Here is a 21,141-nt window from a genome sequence, read left to right on the forward strand (position 1 = left end):
TACAATTAAACTCGATAATTAATAATTATAAAAATGAAAAATTATTAGATTAACATAGTAATAATTAAAAAAAATCATATCTTTGATTTTACTAAATATAATATATAGAAACTATTATAAGGAGGACAACCGGTGATACAAGAACGAGAAATGTCTAGGGGTCTATCTACAAAGGAAGCTGAGAAAAGACAAAGCACTTATGGGTTAAATGAATTGTCACACAAGAAAAAAACATCACCTGTAGTAATATTTTTATCTCAATTTAATGATTTTATTGTTTGGGTATTAATAGCTGCTACTGTAATATCTGGATTAATGGGAGATACTGCAGATGCTATAACGATACTTATTATAGTTGTTGTAAATGCAATAATGGGATTTGTTCAAGAATATAGAACAGAAAAGTCCTTAGAAGCATTAAAGGAATTAGCAGCACCAACTTGTAAAGTTATTAGAGATGGGGTATTGAAAGTATTAAATTCAATAGAAGTTACTATAGGAGATTTAGTAATCTTAGAAGCTGGAGATAGAATTCCAGCTGATGGTACATTTATTGAAGCATCGGGGATGATGATTGATGAATCTCTTTTAACTGGAGAATCAGTTGGAGTATCTAAAGATTCAAAAAGAGGAAAAAACCAAGGATTTATGGGAACAACAGTATTAAAAGGAAGAGGAATTTTACTTGTTGATGGTATTGGAATGAATACAGAAATGGGGAAAATAGCAAATCTTTTAGATAATATTGAAGAAGAAAAATCTCCATTAAGAGAGAGATTAGATTCACTAGGTAAAATATTAGTAGTACTATGCTTAACTATTTGTGCAGTTGTAACAGTACTTGGAATACTTAGAGGTAATGAAATAACAGAAATGTTCTTACTTGGAGTTTCATTAGCTGTTGCGGCAATTCCAGAAGGACTAGCAGCTATTGTAACAGTTGCACTAGCATTAGGCGTATCTAGAATGTTAAAGAAAAATGCTTTGGTAAGAAAATTGCCAGCAGTAGAAACACTAGGTTGTACTTCTGTTATATGCTCAGATAAAACTGGAACATTAACTCAAAATAAGATGACAGTAAAAGAGATATATATGAATGGTAAAATTCATGATTTAGATAAAGAAGAGTTAACTAACCATTCGACTATGATGAAAGCCTTAGTTTACTGTAATGATTGTAATTATGATTTTAATGTTAAAAACATAGAAAAGGCTTTACATGGGGACCCAACTGAAACGGCATTAATAAAAGCTTTCTTTAAAGATGTGAATTTGCTTAAAGCTTTTGTTTCTAATGCAAAAAGAATTTACGATATTCCATTTGATTCTTCAAGAAAGATGATGAGCGTTATAGTTAGGGAAGGAACAAAGGAAGTTTGTTATATGAAGGGAGCTCCAGAAAGAGTTATTGAAAGGTGTACCCACATATTAGAAAATGGAACTATTAAGCCTTTAACAGCTCAAAAGAAAAAGCAAGTTGCATCATATATAGAAGCTATGTCAAATAGAGCTTTAAGATGTATAGCTGCTGCATATAAAGAAACTGGATTAGTAAAAAATGAAGGTTTAGAAAAAGATTTGATATTCTTAGGCGTTGCAGGAAGCATTGATCCACCAAGAGTTGAAGTTAGGGATGCAGTTCTTAAATGTAAACTTGCAGGTATACAACCTGTAATGATAACAGGAGATCACAAAAATACTGCACTTGCAATAGCAAAGTCAATAAATATTTGCAACACAGATGATCAAGCTATGACTGGTGAAGAAATAGAAAAGACTAGTGATGAAGAACTTATGAAAAAAGTTAAAAATGTAAGAGTATTTGCAAGGGTATCTCCACATCATAAGCTTAGAATAGTAAAAGCCTTTAAAAAGCAAAACAATATAGTTGCAATGACTGGGGATGGTGTTAATGATGCTCCAGCAATAAAGGAAGCAGATATAGGTATTGCTATGGGGATATCTGGAACTGATGTAACTAAAGAAGCTGCTTCAATGGTATTAATGGATGATAATTTTGCAACTATAGTATCTGCTGTGGAAGAAGGAAGAATAATATATGATAATATAAGAAAGTTTATAAGATATTTATTATCTTGTAATCTAGGTGAAGTATTAACCATGTTCTTAGCATCAATATTTTATTTACCGAATCCACTTACTCCAATACAAATTTTATTTGTTAATTTAGCAACAGATGGTTTACCAGCAATCGCTCTTGGTGTGGATCCTGCTGATAAAGATATAATGATGCAACAGCCTAGAGAAAAGAATGAAGGTATTTTTGCAAGAGGCTTATGGTCAAAAATTGTTGTGAGAGGATGTCTAATTGGTATTTGTACTTTACTTTCATTTATGACAGGAAGATTGTATGGAATGGACTTAGCTACATGTAGAACACTTGCATTAATAACACTTGTTATGTCACAATTGCTACATGTTTTTGAATGTAGATCAGAAAGACATTCTATTTTTGAAATTAAGGTATTTAGTAATCCGTATTTAGTTGGAGCTGTAACTGTCTCAATGCTTATGGTATGTGCAATACTATATGTACCATTTTTAGCAAGTATATTTAATACCGTTCCATTAAAGCTTGGACAATGGGCTATAGTTTTATTCTACTCAGGAATAATTTTCTTAATAAATAGTGTGTATTTATTTATAAGATCAAAAAAATAGTAAATATATATGATTTCAATTTGTTATTTTGATAAAATAATTAAATTGGCTATTTAGTAATATACTGTATTGATTATATAGTATATTGATTAAAGCATATATAAATATGAATTAAAATATAGGGGTAATTTATAACTCCTATATTTTATTGCAAAAAAATATATGTTTACAAATTAGAAACACTTGTATTCCAATAAAGAACATGGTAATATATTGGTAAAGGATGGTAAACCGAAGCTTGGGGTGATTTTATGAGGTTTATTAGTACTAGAGGAGGAGAAGTTAATATATCTTCTTCAAAGGCAATTATAAATGGAATTTCTAGTGATGGTGGATTATATGTTCCAGAAGAATTTCCTAATTTATATGAAAAAATAAAAAATAAAAAAAATCTTAAATATGAAGAAATTTCTTTTGAAGTCATTAAAGAATTTTTTACAGACTTTACTTATGAAGAAATTAAATTTGCAGTAAATAAATCATATGAAGATCGATTTAAAGTAGTAGAGGAAAATGGATTTTTAGAATTATATCACGGACCAACATCTGCATTTAAGGATGCAGCGTTGTTGTTTCTTCCTCAAATAATGAAATTAGCAAAAGAAAAAGAAAATATAAATGATGAAATTATTATTTTGGCAGCTACTTCAGGTGATACGGGAAAAGCAGCATTAGAAGGATTTAGTGATGTAGAAGGTTTTAAAGTACTTGTGTATTATCCGAAAGATGGGGTAAGTTCAGTACAAAAAATGCAAATGCTAACTCAAAAAGGTAGAAATGTAAAAGTTGTTGGAATTAAAGGGAATTTTGATGAAGCTCAAAGAGGCGTAAAGGAAATATTTGGGGATGAAGAATTTAAAGAAAAGATGTTAAGCGAGGGTATTAGGATTTCTTCTGCAAACTCAATTAATATTGGAAGGTTAATTCCACAAATAGTGTATTACTATTATGGATACTTTCAATTAGTAAATAAGCAAAAAATAAAATTAGGGGATAAGATAAATGTTGCAGTTCCAACGGGAAATTTCGGGAATATATTAGCTGCATATTATGCAAAGGAAATGGGGCTTCCTATTGCAAAGTTCATATGTGCATCTAATGAAAATAAAATCTTAGCTGATTTCTTTAATGAAGGAATATATGATAGAAGAAGAGAGCTTATATTAACAGAATCTCCATCTATGGATATATTAGTTTCATCAAACTTAGAAAGACTCTTATTCGAAGCTAGTGGACGAGACGCGAATGAAATAAAAACGTTAATGGAAGAATTAAAGAATAAGGGTGTATATAGTATTAGTAAGGAAAGTAAGGCGTTTTTAAAAGACTTTTATGGAAATCATGCGAGTATAAAAGAAGTATATAAAGCAATAAAGAATTTATATGAAAAAGAGGGCTATTTAATTGATACTCATACAGCTGTAGCTTATGTAGTTTTAAATAAGTATATTAAATCTACGGGAGATACAACACCATATTTGATTGCTTCAACAGCAAGTCCATATAAATTTCCAAGAAGCATAACAAATGCTTTAGAAATAGATACTAATAAGGATAACGATTTTGAAGTAATAAAAAGGCTAAATGAATATTGTGGAATAAATCTTCCTACTAATTTAAGAGATTTGGATAAGAAAGAGGTTCTTCATAATAATATTTGTAGCACTGAAAATATGAGACAAGTTCTTGAGGAATTTGTAGGAGAAAATATATGATAAGGGTTAGAGTACCAGCAACATCTGCAAATATAGGACCAGGATTTGATTCTTTGGGAATAGCTTTTAACTTATATAATGAGTATGAGTTTTCTGAATGTGAAGAAGGAATTAATTTTGATGGATTCAAAAATGAGTTTTGCAATGAAGAAAATATAGTATATAAGGCTATGAATACATGTTTCGAGAAATATGATTTTAAACCTAAAGGATTAAATATAAAATTAATTAAAGAGGATATACCTATTTCAAGGGGACTAGGGTCAAGCTCTAGCTGTATTGTTGCAGGATTATTAGGCGCTAATTATATTATGAAAAATAAATTAAGTATAGAAGAACTTTTTAAAATAGGAGTTGATATTGAGGGACATCCTGATAACATAGCTCCAGCATTTTTTGGTGGTATGGTTGTATCTGTTATGGAAGAAAAAGATGTTATTTACAATAAAATAGATATAAAGGAAGGAATTAGTTTTATAGCATTAATTCCGAAATTTGAATTATCAACTGCAATGGCTAGAAAGGTTTTACCTGTAGAAGTTAAAATTAGTGATGCTATATATAATATTAGCAGAGTATCATTAATGATTTCTAGTTTTGTAAGTGGAAAATATGAATTATTAAAATATTGTTGCAAAGATGCAATTCATGAAAAATATAGAATTCCATTGATAAAAGATTATAATTTAGTTTATAATAAATGTATATCACTAGGTGCATTGGGATGCTTTTTAAGTGGTGCAGGGCCAACAATTATGTCTATAATAAAAAGTAATGATACTAAGATGTTTTCAGATATAAAAGATTTCTTGAAAAATGAGAATATTAATTGGGATATTAAGGAGCTTTATATAGATAATAATGGGGCTACTATATTTGAAGGTGATACTAATGAAGGGGAATTTTCTAGTAGTAGATAAAAGAGTTTTGCCAGAGGTTTATGAAAAGGTAGTGGATGCAAAGAGATTGTTAAAAGAAGGAAAAGTTAAAGATGTTACTGAGGCAGCTAAAACGATTAATATTAGTAGAAGTGTTTATTATAAATATAAAGAGGCTGTTTTTGAACTTGCCGAAACTGAGCAGGGACAAAAGGTAACAATCAACATGATGATAAAAGATAATAAAGGTGTACTTTCTGGTATTTTAAATTATATTTCTGAAGAAGGAGGAAATATAATAACAATAAATCAAGGAATACCTATGAATAAAAGTGCAAACTTGAGTTTAACAATTGATATATCATCACTTAGTGGGGACTTAAAAACTTTACTTGAAGATTTGTCAAAATTAAATGATGTTGAAAAGGTAGAGTTTGTAGCTATGGAATAATTTTAATTAAGTTTAAAGCTTCTTTATTGAAGTTTTGATATCTTGCAAAGGGCTGTTGTAATGTGTTTATTTTATACAATTACAAAGCCTTTTTTTAATGATTTAAATTTATGAGTTCAATATGTAATATTTATAAATATTATATATACAATGTATTATATAGTAGTTTATTAGGAGCATAAGTCTTGTTAGAAATATTTTTATCAATTTCCATGGTACTTTTAACAACAACAGTAATACTTATTATAGAGTATAAAAAGATGAAAAGTAATAATAAGTAAAATAAAAGATTATCTCTAAGATATAGTAATATTTTACGAGATAGTCTTTTTACTTGTTTTTATAAGTTAGTGATAAAAATTAAACCTTTATTTATTTTGGGAAATTTGATATAGTAATTTTAAACATGAAGAAAAGATAGGAAACTTTAGTTTATAATGTATTTATAATAAAGTTTATATTTCTTTGCGTAAAAAATAAGGGGATGCTTAAGTTTCATATTGTGAATTTAAGAAATAATAAAAGATAATAATATTATTATAAGGAGGGATAAAGTTTGGAAATTTATTTTGACAACAGTTCAACAACAAAACCATATAAAGAGGTTATAGATGAAGTAGTAAATGCAATGGAGGAATATTTCGGAAACCCATCATCTCTCCATAAGATAGGTATGAAATCTGAAAAGAAGCTTGTTGAAGCAAGAGAATTTTTAGGGAAGAGTATAAACGCATCAAAAGATGAAATTTATTTTACATCAGGTGGAAGTGAAGCAAATAATCTAATAATAAAAGGGTTAGTAAAGCCTGGGCATCATGTTATTACAACTATTTTTGAGCATCATTCAGTTTTAATGACATATAAAGAACTTGAAAAGAATGGAGTTAAAGTTACATATTTAGATGTAGATAAAGATGGAAAGATATCTCTAGAAGATTTAAAGAATGCCATATGCAAGGACACAGTATTAGTTTCTATAATGCATGTTAATAATGAAATGGGAGCAATACAAGATATAAAGAGCATAGGAGAGATTATTAAAGAAAGAAGTTCTAGGGCAAGGTTTCACGTTGATGCAGTTCAATCTTATGGAAAGTTAGACATAGATGTAAAGAAAATGAATATAGACATGCTATCAGTGGCTGCTCATAAAATCCATGGTCCAAAGGGAATTGGATTTTGTTACATTAAAAAAGGAATAGTATTAAATTCATTAATAAATGGTGGAAGTCAAGAAGGTGGCTTTAGAGGAGGCACTCAAAATGTACCAGCTATAGTTGGTTTACATAAGGCAGCAGAAATCACTTTTAGTAATACAAAAGAAAACTTTAAATATGTAAGTGAATTAAAGGAATATATGATAAAAAGGCTAGAAGAAATAGATAATATACGAATAAATAGTCCTTTAAGTGAAGGTTTTACACCATATATATTAAATGTTTCTTTTATTGGAGTAAGAGCTGAAGTGTTACTTCATTTAATGGAAGATAAAGATATTTTTGTAGCAACTGGATCTGCTTGTACATCAAAAACTAGCGCAGCATCTGGAAGCTATGTAATAAAGGCTTTAGGATTAAATAATAAAGAAATAGAAAGTGCCATAAGATTTTCATTTTCAAGGTTTAATACTAAAGATGAAGTAGACAAAGTTATAGAAGTTTTAAAAAGTTCATTAACATTTTTAAGGAGAGTAAGAAAATGAATAAATTAATATTAGTAAAATATGCATCAGAGATTTTTTTAAAGGGCTTAAATAGAAATAAATTTGAAAAAAAATTAAGGGATAATATAAAGAAAAAGTTAAAAGGAATTGAATATACATTAATATCTGATCAAGGTAGATATTTTATTAAGGCGGATAATATAGAAGAAGCTACTGAAAGAGTAAGAAAAGTTTTTGGTGTTGCTGAGGTTTGTATAGTAACAGAAGTTCCAAGAGATATGGAAGCTATTAAAGAAGAGGCATTAAGAAAGGTTAAAGAAGCTAATCCTAAAAACTTTAAAATTGAAACTAATAGAGCAAATAAGGCATTCCCAAAAAATTCATTAGAAACATCTAAAGAAGTTGGGGCTTATGTAGTTTATCATATGAATGGATTAGAAGTTAAAGTTAAAAATCCAGAGTGTCTAGTAAATGTAGAAATCAGAGAAAATGCATATATATATACAACTAAAGATAAAATAAAAGGTGTAGGTGGCTTACCATATGGTATTAATGGTAGTACTATGCTTATGTTATCAGGTGGTATAGATTCTCCAGTTGCTGGATATTTAATGGCTAAAAGAGGTGTAGAATTACATTGTGTATATTATCATAGCCATCCATATACATCAGAAAGAGCTAAAGATAAGGTAAAAGATTTAGCTAAAATATTAGCTACATATACAGAAAGAGTAAACCTGCATATAGTACCATTTACAGAAATACAAATGGCAATAATAAATGGTTGTAGAGAAGATGAATTAACAATAATAATGAGAAGATTTATGATGAGAGTTGCATGTAGTTTATCAGAGAAATACGGTATTCAATCAGTATCATCAGGGGAAAGTATTGGGCAAGTAGCAAGCCAAACTATGGAAGGATTAATGGTAAGTAATGATTGCGCTGATAGACCAGTATTTAGACCATTAATAGCTATGGATAAAACAGATATAATGGATATAGCAAGAGAAATTGGAACATATGAAACATCAATATTACCATATGAAGATTGTTGTACTATATTTGTTCCAAAGCATCCTAAAACAAAACCAAGAGTAGATTTAATAAGAAAATCAGAAGAAGTTTTAAATATTGACGAATTAGTAAATAAAGCTATTGAAGAGACAGAACTTGTAGTATTTAACTAATATAGCTTTTTGAACAGAAGATAAGGAAGTGAAGATAAGGGTGAAGAGAAAAGTATCTTTAGTTATAAGTGTATTACTATCAATATTAGTTATGGTAGGATGCACTAATAATAAAGAAACATTAAATAGTGAGAAAAAATTAGTTGTTGCAATGTCTGGAACTTATTATCCTTTTACATTTTTAAATGGTGATAAGATAGAAGGATTTGATGTTGATGTATGGAGAGAAATAGGTAACAGATTAGGGTATAATATAGATTTTACAACGGCATCTTTTAGTGGTCTGTTTGGACTATTAGATACTAATAAGGCTAATACTATTTCAAATCAAATTACTGTTACAGAAGAGAGACAAGAGAAATATTTATTTAGTGATCCATATGTTTATAGTGGAGCGCAAATAATTGTACAAGAAGGAAATCCAAAATCAATTAATAGTTTTGAAGATTTAAAAGGAAAAAAAGTAGGAGTTGATCTTGGTAGTAACTACGAGCAAATAATAAGAGATAAAGATGTAAACAATGAAGTTTCTGTTGTAACATATCAAAATACAGATGCTGCCTTTACAGATTTATTACTTGGTAGAATTGATGGAGTAGTTATAGATAAGATTTCTGCAATAGTAACAATAAATGAAAAAAATTTAGATTTAGAGTTAGCAGGTGAGCCAATAGAACCTGTTGAAAATGCATTCCCATTTATAAAGAATTCAGAAAATGAAACACTAGTAGCAGAAGTAAATAAAGCTTTAAATGATATGAAAGAAGATGGAACCTTTACTGAAATATCTAATAAATGGCTAAAAACAGATGTAACTGGTTCAAATGTTAACTATATTAAATCATTATTAATAAGTATATTAAGTGGTTTAAAAACTACGTTAAGTTTGTCAATAATATCTATGATAATTGCTTTAGTAATTGGAGTTATAGTAGCTCTAATTAGAATTAATAATATAAAGATATTAAAGCAATTAGTAGAAGTTTATATATCATTTTTAAGAGGAACTCCACTTCTAGTTCAATTATTTTTACTTTACTTTGGATTGCCTCAAATAATACCATCATTAAAAGGTATTACGGCTTATACAGCAGCTGTAATAGGATTGGCTTTAAATGCATCAGCTTATATTGCAGAATCTTTAAGAGGTGCATTTGATGCTATAGATAATGGACAAATGGAAGCGGCTTTATCAGTAGGGATGACTAAGATGCAAGGAATGAAGCGTATAGTTATGCCGCAAATGTTTAGAGTTGCAGTACCTTCCCTTGGAAATGTATTTGTAGATAATATCAAAGGATCTTCTTTAGCATTTACATTAGGAGTAACAGAAGCTCTAGCTAGGGCACAAATGAGTGCAGCAGCAAGCTATAGATTTTTTGAAAGTTATATAGCTGTTGCAATAGTTTATTGGGTAACAATTAGTGTTTATAATGTTATACAAAAATCGATAGAAAAGAAGCTATCTGTTTACTAAGAGGTGACAAAGATGATTAAGATAAGTAATTTAAAAAAGAAATTTGGAAATGATGAAATTCTAAAAGGAATAAATTTAGAACTCAAAAAAGGTGAAGTAGTAGTAATAATTGGACCATCAGGGTCTGGAAAATCAACCTTTTTAAGATGTTTAAACTATTTAGAAATACCTACTTCAGGAGAAATTCAAATTGCAGATTTAAAGGTAGAAACTGATAAAGTTTCTAAAAGGGATATTCATAATTTAAGATCTAAATCAGCGATGGTTTTTCAAAATTATAATTTATTTAATAATAAAACTGTTATTGAAAATGTAACAGAAGCATTAATTGTAGTTAAAAGAATGGATAAAGAAGAGGCAAATAATATAGCAGCTAAAGCATTAAAAAAAGTTGGATTATTAGAAAAAAAAGATGTTTATCCAAAAACTTTATCTGGAGGACAAAAACAAAGAGTAAGTATAGCAAGAGCAATAGCTATAAATCCAGAGGTAATATTATTTGATGAACCAACTTCCGCTTTAGATCCAGAACTAGTTTCAGAGGTTTTAGGAGTAATTAAAGATCTGGCAAAAGAAAATATGACTATGATAATAGTAACTCATGAAATGAGATTTGCAAAGGATGTTGGAGATAGAATAGTATTTATGGAAAATGGGGTTGTAGTAGAAGAGGGAGCTCCAGAAGACATATTTACAAAACCTAAAAAAGATAGAACTAGGGAATTTTTAAGACTAATAGAAGAAAAATAAAAAAAATAAAAACAGCCTAAAATTTTTAGGCTGTTTTTATTATCTTGCTCTCATTCTTGTTGCTTGTTGTCTTGCTTTTTTAATTTGATTGTGATCAAATGGATGTAAGTCTTTTTTAGTAGTCAAATTAGCTATATTTGAAATAGTAATAACTTCTGAATCAGCCTTACCTTTTTCACCTTCAATTCCCATAACGATTACTTTATGACCTTGTTTAACATCAATAAAAGTTGGCTTTTTAAACCATTTTCTAGCCTTATATTGAGTTTTAACTACACCTTTGCCCATATCTGGTTTTATTAAAATATGAGCTGTTAACTTTCTTATTATACCTAGTATGTTTTTTTCTTCAATTTTTACAGATAAAACGGTACCAGCAGTACTAGTCATTCTATCACCGTATTTTTCCATATATGCATCTGTAAAGTATTTACTCATTTTATCTTTGAAACCCATAATTAAAACTCCTTTATATTAAGAAATATTGTCATAATCAAATAATTATAATAACAAGGTCATTATAACATAATTCTATTATTAATTAAATAAAAAATTAAATTAATTATTTACTCATTTCTATTTCATATAAATTAGTTAAAATTTTTATATGGAGCTCTTCATCTAGTATTATTCTATTAAGGATTGCAATTATGTTTTCATCATTAATTGAGTTAGCAGTTTTTCTATATAGCTTTATAGCTTCTTCTTCATTTTTTATATCCTCTAAAAGCATATCTTTTATTGAATCAGAAGTACATATAAATTTAGAATTCCAGTTTAATTTTTTATCTTTTTTATTTATAGAAAAGTCTGGATTTTCACCTAGAGCCACAATGAGTTCTCCTAAAATTTCTAAATGATGCATTTCAACTTCTGCTATCTTTTTTAATATATTTCCTATTATATTATTAGCAATTAGTCCTTGATAAGTATATTGAGTTACTGCAGTTAATTCAGAGATATTTCCAGCATAGCTTCTTTTTATTAAGTTAGCATAATTGGAATTTTTCTCAGAAATCTCTATTTTAGGATAAGGTAATCCTAATGAGCAATTTTCATGTAAGTCTCTAAAGTCATTTTTCATAATAGCTCCTTTAAATTATTTTTTATTATAGTATACGAAAAGAAGTTGTATGGTGATATCAAAAGAGCATAGATAGTAAAGTTTCTTATGTAGATTATTAATTGAAACATATATATAATAAAAATAATAGTATTATTTTAACGAACAATATGAAGGAGGATAAACATGAATATAATATTTAATGAAAGTACAAAGGAAGCATTATTAAGTGAAATAGAAAAAAGCAGCTATAATCATATAAGAGTAAAGGTAGTAGCAGTTGGATGTGGAAAGCCAGCTTATGATTTGTATGCAGATTTTATGTCAGACGAAGATTTCGAAGTAATTATAAATGAAGTGAAATTTACTATAGCTAAAAGAGATGAAAGGTTATGTAATGATATTGAAATAAAATATGATAAAGAAATTTATAATAAAGGGTTTTATGTGAGAAGTTTATAAGTTTTTATATAATATTAAACTAAGATTAGATATTATTTTATAAAAAGTAATTGATAAGCATAAAATAGAGCTTACTTATAAAAAGAAAGATGAATGAATTAAAAAAATTCATTCATCTTTTTTCATAATACTAAGAGGACACTAATTAATGCATCCATTATTAGTGTTGCCAAAAAGATAATTATTATACAAATTATTTAGTTTATTGAAATAAAATATCTAGATAAATCTATTTTATATTCTAATAGCATTTCAATTATTGTGTCTCTAAAATCATTTTGAGGTGATTTTTTTGTGTTAAGATTTGGAAAAGTTATGTTTGAATATAATAGATCCTTTGAATTCTTATAATTTTTTATAAGTATGTCTGCAGTTTTTATAACAAGGTCGTTCCAGTCATCTACTTTTACTTTAGAGCTATCTAGTTTAAAATATAAAGGATTTTTATCAGTAAAATCATTACAAATTTCTAGAAAATTATCGTTAATGTCATCATCTAAGGGGAGAGAATCCTCATTTTCATCTTTATTATCAGGTGTAGAGTCAAGCGTTGCCTTGTTATTTAAGCCCTTCATCCACTGTATATATTTTTCTATACTAATACTTATATCATGAAGTCTTATGGATGTGTCTCTATATTTTCCACTTAAGCTAAAGTTACGTTCATTTTTTATTATTGAGCTAGATATATCTTCTATATAATCTATTGTTTTTTCTAATGTATTTTTTAAATTTGTAAGAGAGTTGCTTATTTCTTTAGATGTATTAGGAAATTCTTTTGAGATAAATTCTATTACTTCAGTATCTATTATTGGATAGTTATCCTTTTTTTCTGTAATAGTAGTTTCCTCAATAACGTCGTTATTTGATGATTTTAGTATTGAAAATTTCTTACCAGCCATATTTATTCCTTTCAAAATTATTGCTATATATAATTATATTAATAAGTTTATTTAATATATAACTAAATTAGTAAAATAATAAATTTATATTGGGTAAACAATAGTATAAGTTAAACATATTATGTATTATCTAACTTTAAGATAAAAGGGGAAAATACAAATGAAAATATGTTTAACAAGAGTAAAAAATAATGACTGTATAGGCAATGAGTATAATCTAATAATTTGTGCAGATGAATGCATAGGAAGAGAGCTTAGGAGAAATTTACCAAGAAACATCTGTGGTGATGGAGTAAAGATAAATATAATCATTGTTAATTGTGGTAGAATTTTATCAGCTCCAGCTCTTCCATGTAATGACTTACTAGCAATTTCTACTCCGATTAGAGTAATAAGAAGAAATCCGTGCTGTAATAATAATTCTATTAACAGTTTTAGAAATGAACTAAATGGTTTTAGTAATAATTTTAATTTAGAAGGTTTAGAAGGCGAGGATTCAAGTATCAATGATTTTAATTTCAACGATTTTAATATTCATGATTTTAGTATTAATGATATAAGTAGTACAGACTGTAATAGTAGATTATCTAACAACGATTTTAATTTAGGATTAGAAAAGGTTAATATAAATTGTTGTTTTAGAGAATCTTTTGAACCTCAAGAATTTGTAATTATAGTAAGATCTTTTAGCCCATGGCTATCAAAATTCTTCTGTAAATTTCCACAAATGTTTTTAAAGGATTGTGAAAATACTATAAAACTAACTATCATATTTGATAGAAAGGGTAGTGTAATTCAAAATCAATGCTTCAACAATTGTTGTGGAGGCTGTGGAGGATTTGGCTGTGGTGGCGGATTTGGATGCGGAGGATTTGGATTTGGTGGTTGCGGATGTGACTGCTGGTTTGGATTAACAGCTCTTGCATTACTATTCTGTTGTTGTTAATTATAAAATAAACAAATGACAAATGCTAAGAGCCAAGATAAGATGAATTCTTACCTTGGCTTCTTTAATGTATGTTTTATAAATTGTTATAATTTTGTTATGAAACTGACACAGTTTTTATAGTATAATAGTATTGGGGAATTTAATATGCTTAAAGTAAAGTGAGGGAGTATTAGATATGGAGAAACTTCTCAAAGACAGAATAAATCTGACAATTGAGAACTATAGAAATGCAAAGGAAGATCTTAGAAATGATGGAGATTTAATTAATCACTTTGCATCATTAGTTTTTGCCCATTATGAAAAAGAAATTCCATTTGAGAGAGTAAAGGAAATAAGAAAATATATAAAAGCAACATCATCAAGGGTTTCACCTTTTAGAGGTGACATGCTTTATATTTTATCTTTATTAATTGCGTTAGAAGAAGGACATGAAAATAATTTAATTGATGATATATATGAAGTAATGGATGTTTTAAAATTTCAAGGATTTAATGAATGTGATTATTTAGTGTTAACTTCATTTGTTATAGCTAAATATGGATATAATAAAGATAAGCATAAGATAGCAAATAAAATGAAAGCTGTATATCTGCTTTTAAAAGAAAAATATTATAATATTACAGGCGAAGATGATTATTTAGTTTGTGCTCTATGGGCGTTAAATGATATTGATGTTAATACTATTGATGAGTTCATTGAAACTATTTATACTCATATGACGGATTTAAACATTAAATCCAAGAATAGCATTCAAGGATTAACAAATGCAATTATGTTAAATGGATCTTCAGGTCATATGTATAAAACAATAGAGTTTATGTTGCAATTAGAAAAGAGAGACATAAAACTGGCACAGCAATTTTTACCTTTGCTAGGTGTATTATCTAATAATGATATGAGAAAAAGTATTGATTTAATCGAAGATGTAGTAGATATGCTTTGTGAGGAAGAAAGTGAATACGAATATTATATGGATAAAGGATTTAGAACTATTATTGCAATATCAATACTTTCATTTACAACTATCTATGAAAAAAGAAATTATATAGATGAGTTATTAGCTCAAGGAGTATATTGTTTTATAAAATCAAAAAATAAAGGAATGTTTGCAGAAGCCTTAGCTTAAAAGGAGAAATTATGGAAAGGTTAATTTTGCATGTCGATATGGATGCTTTTTTTGCATCAGTTGAACAACTAGATAATAAGAGTTTAAGGGGAAAGCCAGTTATAGTTGGAGGCATTAGTGAAAGAGGAGTAGTATCAACATGTTCATATGAAGCCAGAAAATATGGAATACATTCTGCAATGCCAATTTTTATGGCACAAAAATTATGTCCACATGGAGTATATTTAAGAACTAGGATTTTTAGATATAAAGAAGTTTCAAATCAAGTTTTTGATATTTTAAGAGATGTTACTTCAATTATACAGCCTATTTCAATAGATGAGGCCTATTTAGACATAACTCATAGCAGTTTTAAAAATGGGATGGAAGCAGCAAGATATATAAAAAATAGAGTTCTTAAAGAAATTGGATTAACTATTTCCGTAGGTATATCATATAATAAATTTTTAGCAAAATTGGCTTCGGATTGGAACAAGCCTAATGGAATAAAAATAATTACAAAAGAAATGGTTCCAGATATTTTATTACCATTTCCAGTATCTAAGATACATGGAGTTGGGAAAAAATCAGTTGAAAAATTAAATAATATAGGAATATTTACTATTAAAGATTTATATGAAATGCCAAAAAGTTTTTATATAGAATATCTAGGCAAGTATGGTTTAGAAATCTATGATAGAATACGTGGAATTGATAATAGAGAAGTGGAAGTTGAAAGAGATAGGAAATCTTATGGAAAAGAAAGAACATTAAAGAGTGATACTCATGATAAAGAAGAATTAATTCTTTATTTAAAAGATTTTTCTAATGAAATAAGTAGATATCTTATAAGAGGTAATTTAGAAGGAAAAACTATCACAGTAAAATATAAAACAAGTGACTTTCAAAATCATACAAGAAGCAAAACATTAAATTATTATACTAATAATTTTGCGGATATATTTAAGACTTGTCAGGAAATACTAGATAATGAAGAAATAAATGAAGGAGTTAGATTAATAGGAGTTACGGTTTCATCATTTAAAGAGAATAAGGTGGAACAACTACGTTTATTTTAATTAAATTTTATAAAAAATAAGATTTGTTAAAAACTCTCTTTAATTACTAGAGATTTTCATTTATAATGAATTTTTGAGAGAAAAAATAATTTAACATACAGGAGGAGATCTTATGAATAAAAAAGATTTAGCAAGAATGATAGATCACACTATCTTAAAGGCAGATGCTACAGAAATGGAAGTTGAAAAACTTTGCACTGAAGCATTAGAGTATAATTTTGCATCAGTTTGTATTAATCCAGCAATGGTAGAAAAGGCTGCAAATATGTTAAAGGGTAGTGATGTGAAGGTTTGCACAGTTATTGGATTTCCTTTAGGAGCTACTACAACAGAAGTAAAAGCTTTTGAGACAGAAGACGTTATTAAAAAAGGTGCAACAGAAGTTGATATGGTTATAAATATAGGAAAGCTTAAAGAAGGAAACTTAGAATATGTTAAGAAAGATATAGAAGCTGTAGTTAATGCTGCAAAGGGAAAAGCTTTAACAAAAGTTATTATAGAAACTTGTCTTTTAACTGATGAAGAAAAAGTAACAGCTTGCAAATTATCAAAGGAAGCAGGAGCTGATTTTGTTAAGACATCTACAGGATTTAGTACTGGAGGAGCTACAGCAAGTGACATAAAGCTTATGAGAGAAACAGTAGGACCAGAACTTGGAGTTAAGGCTTCAGGTGGTGTTAGAAGTTTAGAAGATGCAATGGCTATGATAGAAAATGGAGCTACAAGAATAGGAGCTTCAGCTTCAATAGCAATTTGTGAAGGAACTAAATCTAATTCAAATTACTAATTATAAATATGTTATTATAAGGTAATCTAAATAAAGGTTACCTTATATCAATTATTAATCCATATATTCAACATTTTTTATAACATTAAATTAATCCTAAAAACAAATAATAAGGATGTAAGTTATAGGAGGTGTTTAATATGGCTAATGGATGTGGTTGTAAAAACAAAAAAGTAGAAGAAAAGAAACATACTGATGAATGTGGATGTCATGGAGCAAAAAAGACAGCTACAAATAATCAATGGGGTAAATAATAAGTAAATAAAGTATAAAAATAGGAGTTAATTAATTAACTCCTATTTTTATACTTTATTTTTGCATATTATATTTTAGTTTTAAATAGAAGTTTGTTTCTGTAACTTTTTGATAAGGATTAACCCATAAAGCACCTATACCTAAAGTCAATACTGCTAATAACCACCAGCCAATAAATGAAAGCTCTAATACAAAGAAATTCCATTTATAACCGTACATAAGCTTTGAACTTTCTCTTAAACATTCTACAATTCCCTTATCAGGATCTTCAGCTAAAATAAAAAAGGCTTGTGAATACATTATAGCTACTATAATACCAGGAATAATAAGAAATAATGTAGCTAGAAATATGGCAAATCCCATTAAAATATATAGTCCAAGTGCCTTGAAAAATATTCTAAATTGTGAAAATAAATCTGCAAATTTAGGATTTTCTTTATTAGTTGTAAGGTTTAAAAGAAATTTACTCAATCCGACAGAAATAACGCCACCAAAAATAAACGAAATTAAGTTTAATGTTAAAGTTAAATTGTCTGAAACTTCAATTACATAGTCCAGACCTTTTGTCATGCTAGTAGTGTCAACAATTAAACTTGCAACAAGTGCAGTGATTATTGCTAATCCCCAGCGGCCTTTTAATTGTTCCTTTGCTTTAGATTTTAATTCAGCTCTATTCATAGCACACCTCTAAAACTTGTTTTGTTATTATATTATATTTTAAATTATATAGAATAATTCCTGTGAAAAAATAATAAGTTTTAAAAAAAAATTATATGGATTATTGAACTAACTATACAATAATAAATAATGTTTTAGTATTAAATAATTAATATCTTTGCAAATAAAACATGAAAAATAATATATGAAATAATTTTATAGTTTTAAATAAGATAGAAATTTTCTTTAGAAATATATTTACAACTATTATATTATAATGTAATATATACTATATAATACGGTAGAATAAATACTGGAGGATGGAAAATGGAGAATATAAGAAACATTACACCAAAAAAAGGATCATTTTTTAAATATTTAGGATGGCTATTAACAGCTTATATTATAGTTGGAATATTTTTAGCTTTTAATAGTAGTTTAATACTAGATTTTACATTGAGTTCATTTTATATTGCAGGAGTATTTGTTGTAGTAACAGCAACTTATGCTTTTTTTACATTAAATAAGAAATATGGACTAGCTGCAGTAATAGTTGCTGCAATTTATATTATATCATTAGTAGTATTTAGCCCTATAGTGAGCTATAAGGCCCATAGAGGATTACTTGGTGATGTGGAAGGTGTTGAATTTAGTAGTGAAATTGAACACATAGATTTAAAACAGTTACCAACTATAGATAAAGAAGTTGCATATAAATTAGCTGATAAGAAATTAGGGGAAATACCTAGCTTAGGTAGCCAAGTAACTATTGGAGATTTAACATTGCAAAGTGTGAATGGACAACTTTATTATGTTGCCCCATTAGAACATTCCTCATTATTTAAATGGTTTACTAATAGAGAAGGAACTACAGGTTATATAAAGGTAAGTGCAACAAACGAAAGTGATGTACAATTAGTAACAGAGGTAAATGGAAAAGATATTAAAATTAAATATTTAGAATCAGCTTATCTTTTTAGTGATTTACACAGAGCAGCTTATCTTAGAGATATGAAGGCTGGTCATACTGATTTTACTTTTGAATTAGATGATGAAGGAAATCCATATTGGGTTGTTACTAGGTATGATAATGCTATTGGGATAGCAGAGGCAAAAGCGATAGGTGTTCTTGTATTAAATGCTGAGACGGGAGAATCTAATGTTTATGGAATAGAAGATGCACCAAAATGGATAGATAGAATTCAACCAGATAGATATATAAAAAATTATATAGATAAATGGGGAGAACTTGTTCATGGAGTATTTAACTTTAGCGATAAAGATAAGTTAAAGTCTACAGATGGAATGAACTTAATATTTAATAATGATGAATGTTATTATTTTACGGGAGTAACATCGGTAGGAAATGATGAAGGATTAGTAGGCTTTACTTTAACTAATACAAGAACAGGTGAAACAAGCTTATATAAAACATCAGGAGCAACAGAAACTGCAAGTATGAAATCTGCACAAGGTAAAGTTCAACAATATGGATATACAGCCACCTTACCATATTTAATAAATATACAAAATGAACCAACTTATTTTATGACTTTAAAAGATTCAAATGGATTAGTTAAACAGTATGCTATGGTGAATGTTAAAAATTATAATATAGTAGGCGTTGGAGATTCATTACAATCAACTCTTAATAAATATTTAGAGGGATTAACTAACACTAATATTTCGCTTGAGGGTAGTAATAGTGAGGAAAGCTTAGAAGGTGAAATCGAAAGAATTGGATTAGTTGTTAAGGATGGAACTAGTATTTATGATATAAAAATTAAAGGAAGTGATAATATATTTTCAGTTTCAACAGAAACATCAAGAGAAGTAGCATTAAGCTCTGTTGGTGATAAGATAGTAGTTAAATTTATAAAAGTTGGAGATGGAAAATTTATATTAACAAATTCATTTGAAAATATTACTTTAAAAAGCACACAAAATCAATAGTATAAAAGAGGCTATAAATTAAAAATTAATTTATAGCCTCTTTTTATTTATATCAGAAAATAAAAAGTTTTATATTTAATAAGTATTTCCTTACTAAAAAAGTAATATAACTTAAATTTAAGGCATAAAATGTTTAGAACGTTATAAGAGCAAGTTTTAATAGAGGTGTTAAATGAAGATAAAAATAGATATATATTCAGGATTTTTAGGAGCAGGAAAAACTTTTCTTATGAAAAAGCTTATTACTGAAGGTGCATATGAAAAAAATATAGCAATTATAGAAAATGAGTTTGGAGAGGTAAGTATTGATGCAGCTATACTTAGACAATCTAATATAGAAGTAAAGGAAATAAATTCAGGTTGTATTTGCTGTCAAGTTACTGGTGATTTTAAGGAAGCGATATTAGAAGTAATAGAAAAATATCATCCAGATAGAATAATTATTGAACCTTCAGGGGTTGCAAAATTAACAGATATAATAAAAGTTTTTAAGGAAGGAAAATTAAAAGAAAAATCAGAAGTTGACAATATAATTACTGTTATTGATCCTGAAAAATTTGATATGTATATTAATAATTTTAAAGATTTTTATGAAGATCAAATACTAAATACTAAAAAAATAGTTTTAAGTAGAGTTCAAAAGTTAAATTATGAAGAAGTTCAAGATGTAGTTTCTAAAATAAAAAAACTAAATAGACGAGCAGTTATTATTAGGGAAGATTGGAACAAGATAAAAGGAAAAGATATATTAAATCAAAATAATTCTGAAAACTTAAATTTAAAAGGAAACAACTCATATAAGGCTAAATTAACTAAAAAGTTAGAAGAACATAAAAAAGCTGATGAAGTTTTTGAAACTTTTGCAATATATCCTAATTCTAAGATATCTAAATCAGAATTAATATCAAAGTTTAAGTTCATATCTTCATCAAAAAGTTATGGGGATGTACTAAGGGCTAAAGGAATTGTTAAGCTTTTAGATGGAAGTAATGGACAATTTGATTTTGTAAAAGATGAATTTGAGATTAGAGAAATAAAAGACAATACAAATAGTGTTATTTCTTTTATTGGTATTAAATTAAATAAAGAAGAGTTAAAGCAACTTTTTAAATGAGGATAAAAT

19 protein-coding genes are annotated in these 21,141 nt (G+C 27.7%); 15 read left to right on the top strand and 4 right to left on the bottom strand.

The window, feature by feature from the left end:
- Positions 1-132: 132 nt before the first annotated feature.
- The 8 genes from I2A75_RS09700 (at position 133) to I2A75_RS09735 (ending at position 10,806) form a co-directional block, all read left to right on the top strand.
- Positions 133-2,682 carry a calcium-translocating P-type ATPase, SERCA-type gene (locus tag I2A75_RS09700; RefSeq protein ID WP_195264277.1) on the top strand — a complete coding sequence of 850 codons (2,550 nt, stop codon included), beginning with the start codon at positions 133-135 and terminating at the stop codon, positions 2,680-2,682.
- A 251-nt stretch (positions 2,683-2,933) separates the two neighbouring features.
- Complete coding sequence (gene thrC, locus I2A75_RS09705) at positions 2,934-4,397, top strand: threonine synthase (protein ID WP_195264278.1); 1,464 nt, start codon at positions 2,934-2,936, stop codon at positions 4,395-4,397.
- Positions 4,394-5,317, top strand: coding sequence for a homoserine kinase (gene thrB / locus I2A75_RS09710; RefSeq protein WP_195264279.1), 924 nt, complete (start codon positions 4,394-4,396; stop codon positions 5,315-5,317). Before thrC ends, thrB begins: the two co-directional genes overlap by 4 nt.
- On the top strand, positions 5,289-5,726 hold the full coding sequence (locus tag I2A75_RS09715; protein WP_195264280.1) for an ACT domain-containing protein: 438 nt from the start codon (positions 5,289-5,291) through the stop codon (positions 5,724-5,726). The genes thrB and I2A75_RS09715 overlap by 29 nt, the downstream gene beginning before the upstream one ends.
- 556 nt (positions 5,727-6,282) lie before the next feature.
- Positions 6,283-7,428, top strand: a complete 1,146-nt coding sequence (locus I2A75_RS09720) for a cysteine desulfurase family protein (protein WP_195264281.1) — start codon at positions 6,283-6,285, stop codon at positions 7,426-7,428.
- Positions 7,425-8,579 (top strand): tRNA uracil 4-sulfurtransferase ThiI, encoded by a 1,155-nt coding sequence (thiI, locus tag I2A75_RS09725; RefSeq protein WP_195264282.1) that lies wholly within the window; start codon positions 7,425-7,427, stop codon positions 8,577-8,579. The genes I2A75_RS09720 and thiI overlap by 4 nt, the downstream gene beginning before the upstream one ends.
- A 28-nt stretch (positions 8,580-8,607) precedes the next feature.
- A complete protein-coding gene (locus I2A75_RS09730) occupies positions 8,608-10,056 on the top strand; it encodes an ABC transporter permease subunit (protein ID WP_257443060.1) in 1,449 nt (482 codons plus the stop codon).
- A 12-nt stretch (positions 10,057-10,068) separates the two neighbouring features.
- Positions 10,069-10,806, top strand: coding sequence for an amino acid ABC transporter ATP-binding protein (locus I2A75_RS09735; RefSeq protein WP_195264283.1), 738 nt, complete (start codon positions 10,069-10,071; stop codon positions 10,804-10,806).
- A gap of 39 nt (positions 10,807-10,845) precedes the next feature.
- Here the strand turns inward: I2A75_RS09735 and I2A75_RS09740 are convergent, their stop codons facing one another.
- Together I2A75_RS09740 and I2A75_RS09745 are read right to left on the bottom strand one after the other, a co-directional pair.
- The gene (locus tag I2A75_RS09740; RefSeq protein WP_008678112.1) at positions 10,846-11,262 is read right to left on the bottom strand and encodes a hypothetical protein; all 417 of its coding nucleotides are present in this window, start codon (positions 11,260-11,262) and stop codon (positions 10,846-10,848) included.
- A 106-nt stretch (positions 11,263-11,368) separates the two neighbouring features.
- Complete coding sequence (locus I2A75_RS09745) at positions 11,369-11,890, bottom strand: ferritin family protein (protein ID WP_195264284.1); 522 nt, start codon at positions 11,888-11,890, stop codon at positions 11,369-11,371.
- A gap of 165 nt (positions 11,891-12,055) precedes the next feature.
- Between I2A75_RS09745 and I2A75_RS09750 the strand changes: the two genes are divergently transcribed.
- Positions 12,056-12,331: a hypothetical protein gene (locus I2A75_RS09750; protein ID WP_195264285.1), complete on the top strand. Its 276-nt coding sequence runs from the start codon at positions 12,056-12,058 to the stop codon at positions 12,329-12,331.
- A gap of 197 nt (positions 12,332-12,528) precedes the next feature.
- On the opposite strand, the gene I2A75_RS09755 is transcribed toward I2A75_RS09750, so the two are convergent.
- Complete coding sequence (locus I2A75_RS09755; protein ID WP_195264286.1) at positions 12,529-13,233, bottom strand: hypothetical protein; 705 nt, start codon at positions 13,231-13,233, stop codon at positions 12,529-12,531.
- Between the two features lie 160 nt (positions 13,234-13,393).
- Between I2A75_RS09755 and I2A75_RS09760 the strand changes: the two genes are divergently transcribed.
- The 4 genes from I2A75_RS09760 (at position 13,394) to deoC (ending at position 17,153) form a co-directional block, all read left to right on the top strand.
- On the top strand, positions 13,394-14,179 hold the full coding sequence (locus I2A75_RS09760) for a hypothetical protein (RefSeq protein ID WP_195264287.1): 786 nt from the start codon (positions 13,394-13,396) through the stop codon (positions 14,177-14,179).
- Positions 14,180-14,357: 178 nt separating this feature from the next.
- Positions 14,358-15,308, top strand: a complete 951-nt coding sequence (locus tag I2A75_RS09765) for a DUF4003 family protein (RefSeq protein WP_195264288.1) — start codon at positions 14,358-14,360, stop codon at positions 15,306-15,308.
- A gap of 11 nt (positions 15,309-15,319) precedes the next feature.
- Positions 15,320-16,366, top strand: a complete 1,047-nt coding sequence (locus I2A75_RS09770) for a DNA polymerase IV (RefSeq protein WP_195264289.1) — start codon at positions 15,320-15,322, stop codon at positions 16,364-16,366.
- 112 nt (positions 16,367-16,478) lie between these two features.
- A complete protein-coding gene (gene deoC, locus I2A75_RS09775; protein ID WP_195264290.1) occupies positions 16,479-17,153 on the top strand; it encodes a deoxyribose-phosphate aldolase in 675 nt (224 codons plus the stop codon).
- 309 nt (positions 17,154-17,462) lie between these two features.
- On the opposite strand, the gene I2A75_RS09780 is transcribed toward deoC, so the two are convergent.
- Complete coding sequence (locus tag I2A75_RS09780; protein ID WP_195264291.1) at positions 17,463-18,086, bottom strand: DUF975 family protein; 624 nt, start codon at positions 18,084-18,086, stop codon at positions 17,463-17,465.
- 306 nt (positions 18,087-18,392) lie between these two features.
- On the opposite strand from I2A75_RS09780, the gene I2A75_RS09785 reads away from it, so the two are divergent.
- Entirely contained in the window at positions 18,393-20,018 is a 1,626-nt protein-coding gene (locus I2A75_RS09785) for a cell shape-determining protein (protein ID WP_195264292.1), read from the top strand.
- 172 nt (positions 20,019-20,190) lie between these two features.
- Positions 20,191-21,132, top strand: coding sequence for a GTP-binding protein (locus I2A75_RS09790; RefSeq protein WP_195264293.1), 942 nt, complete (start codon positions 20,191-20,193; stop codon positions 21,130-21,132).
- Positions 21,133-21,141 lie beyond the last annotated feature (9 nt).

Origin of the sequence: Clostridium sp. 1001275B_160808_H3, assembly GCF_015550425.1 — a bacterium.
In the GTDB taxonomy this organism is placed as follows: domain Bacteria; phylum Bacillota; class Clostridia; order Clostridiales; family Clostridiaceae; genus Clostridium.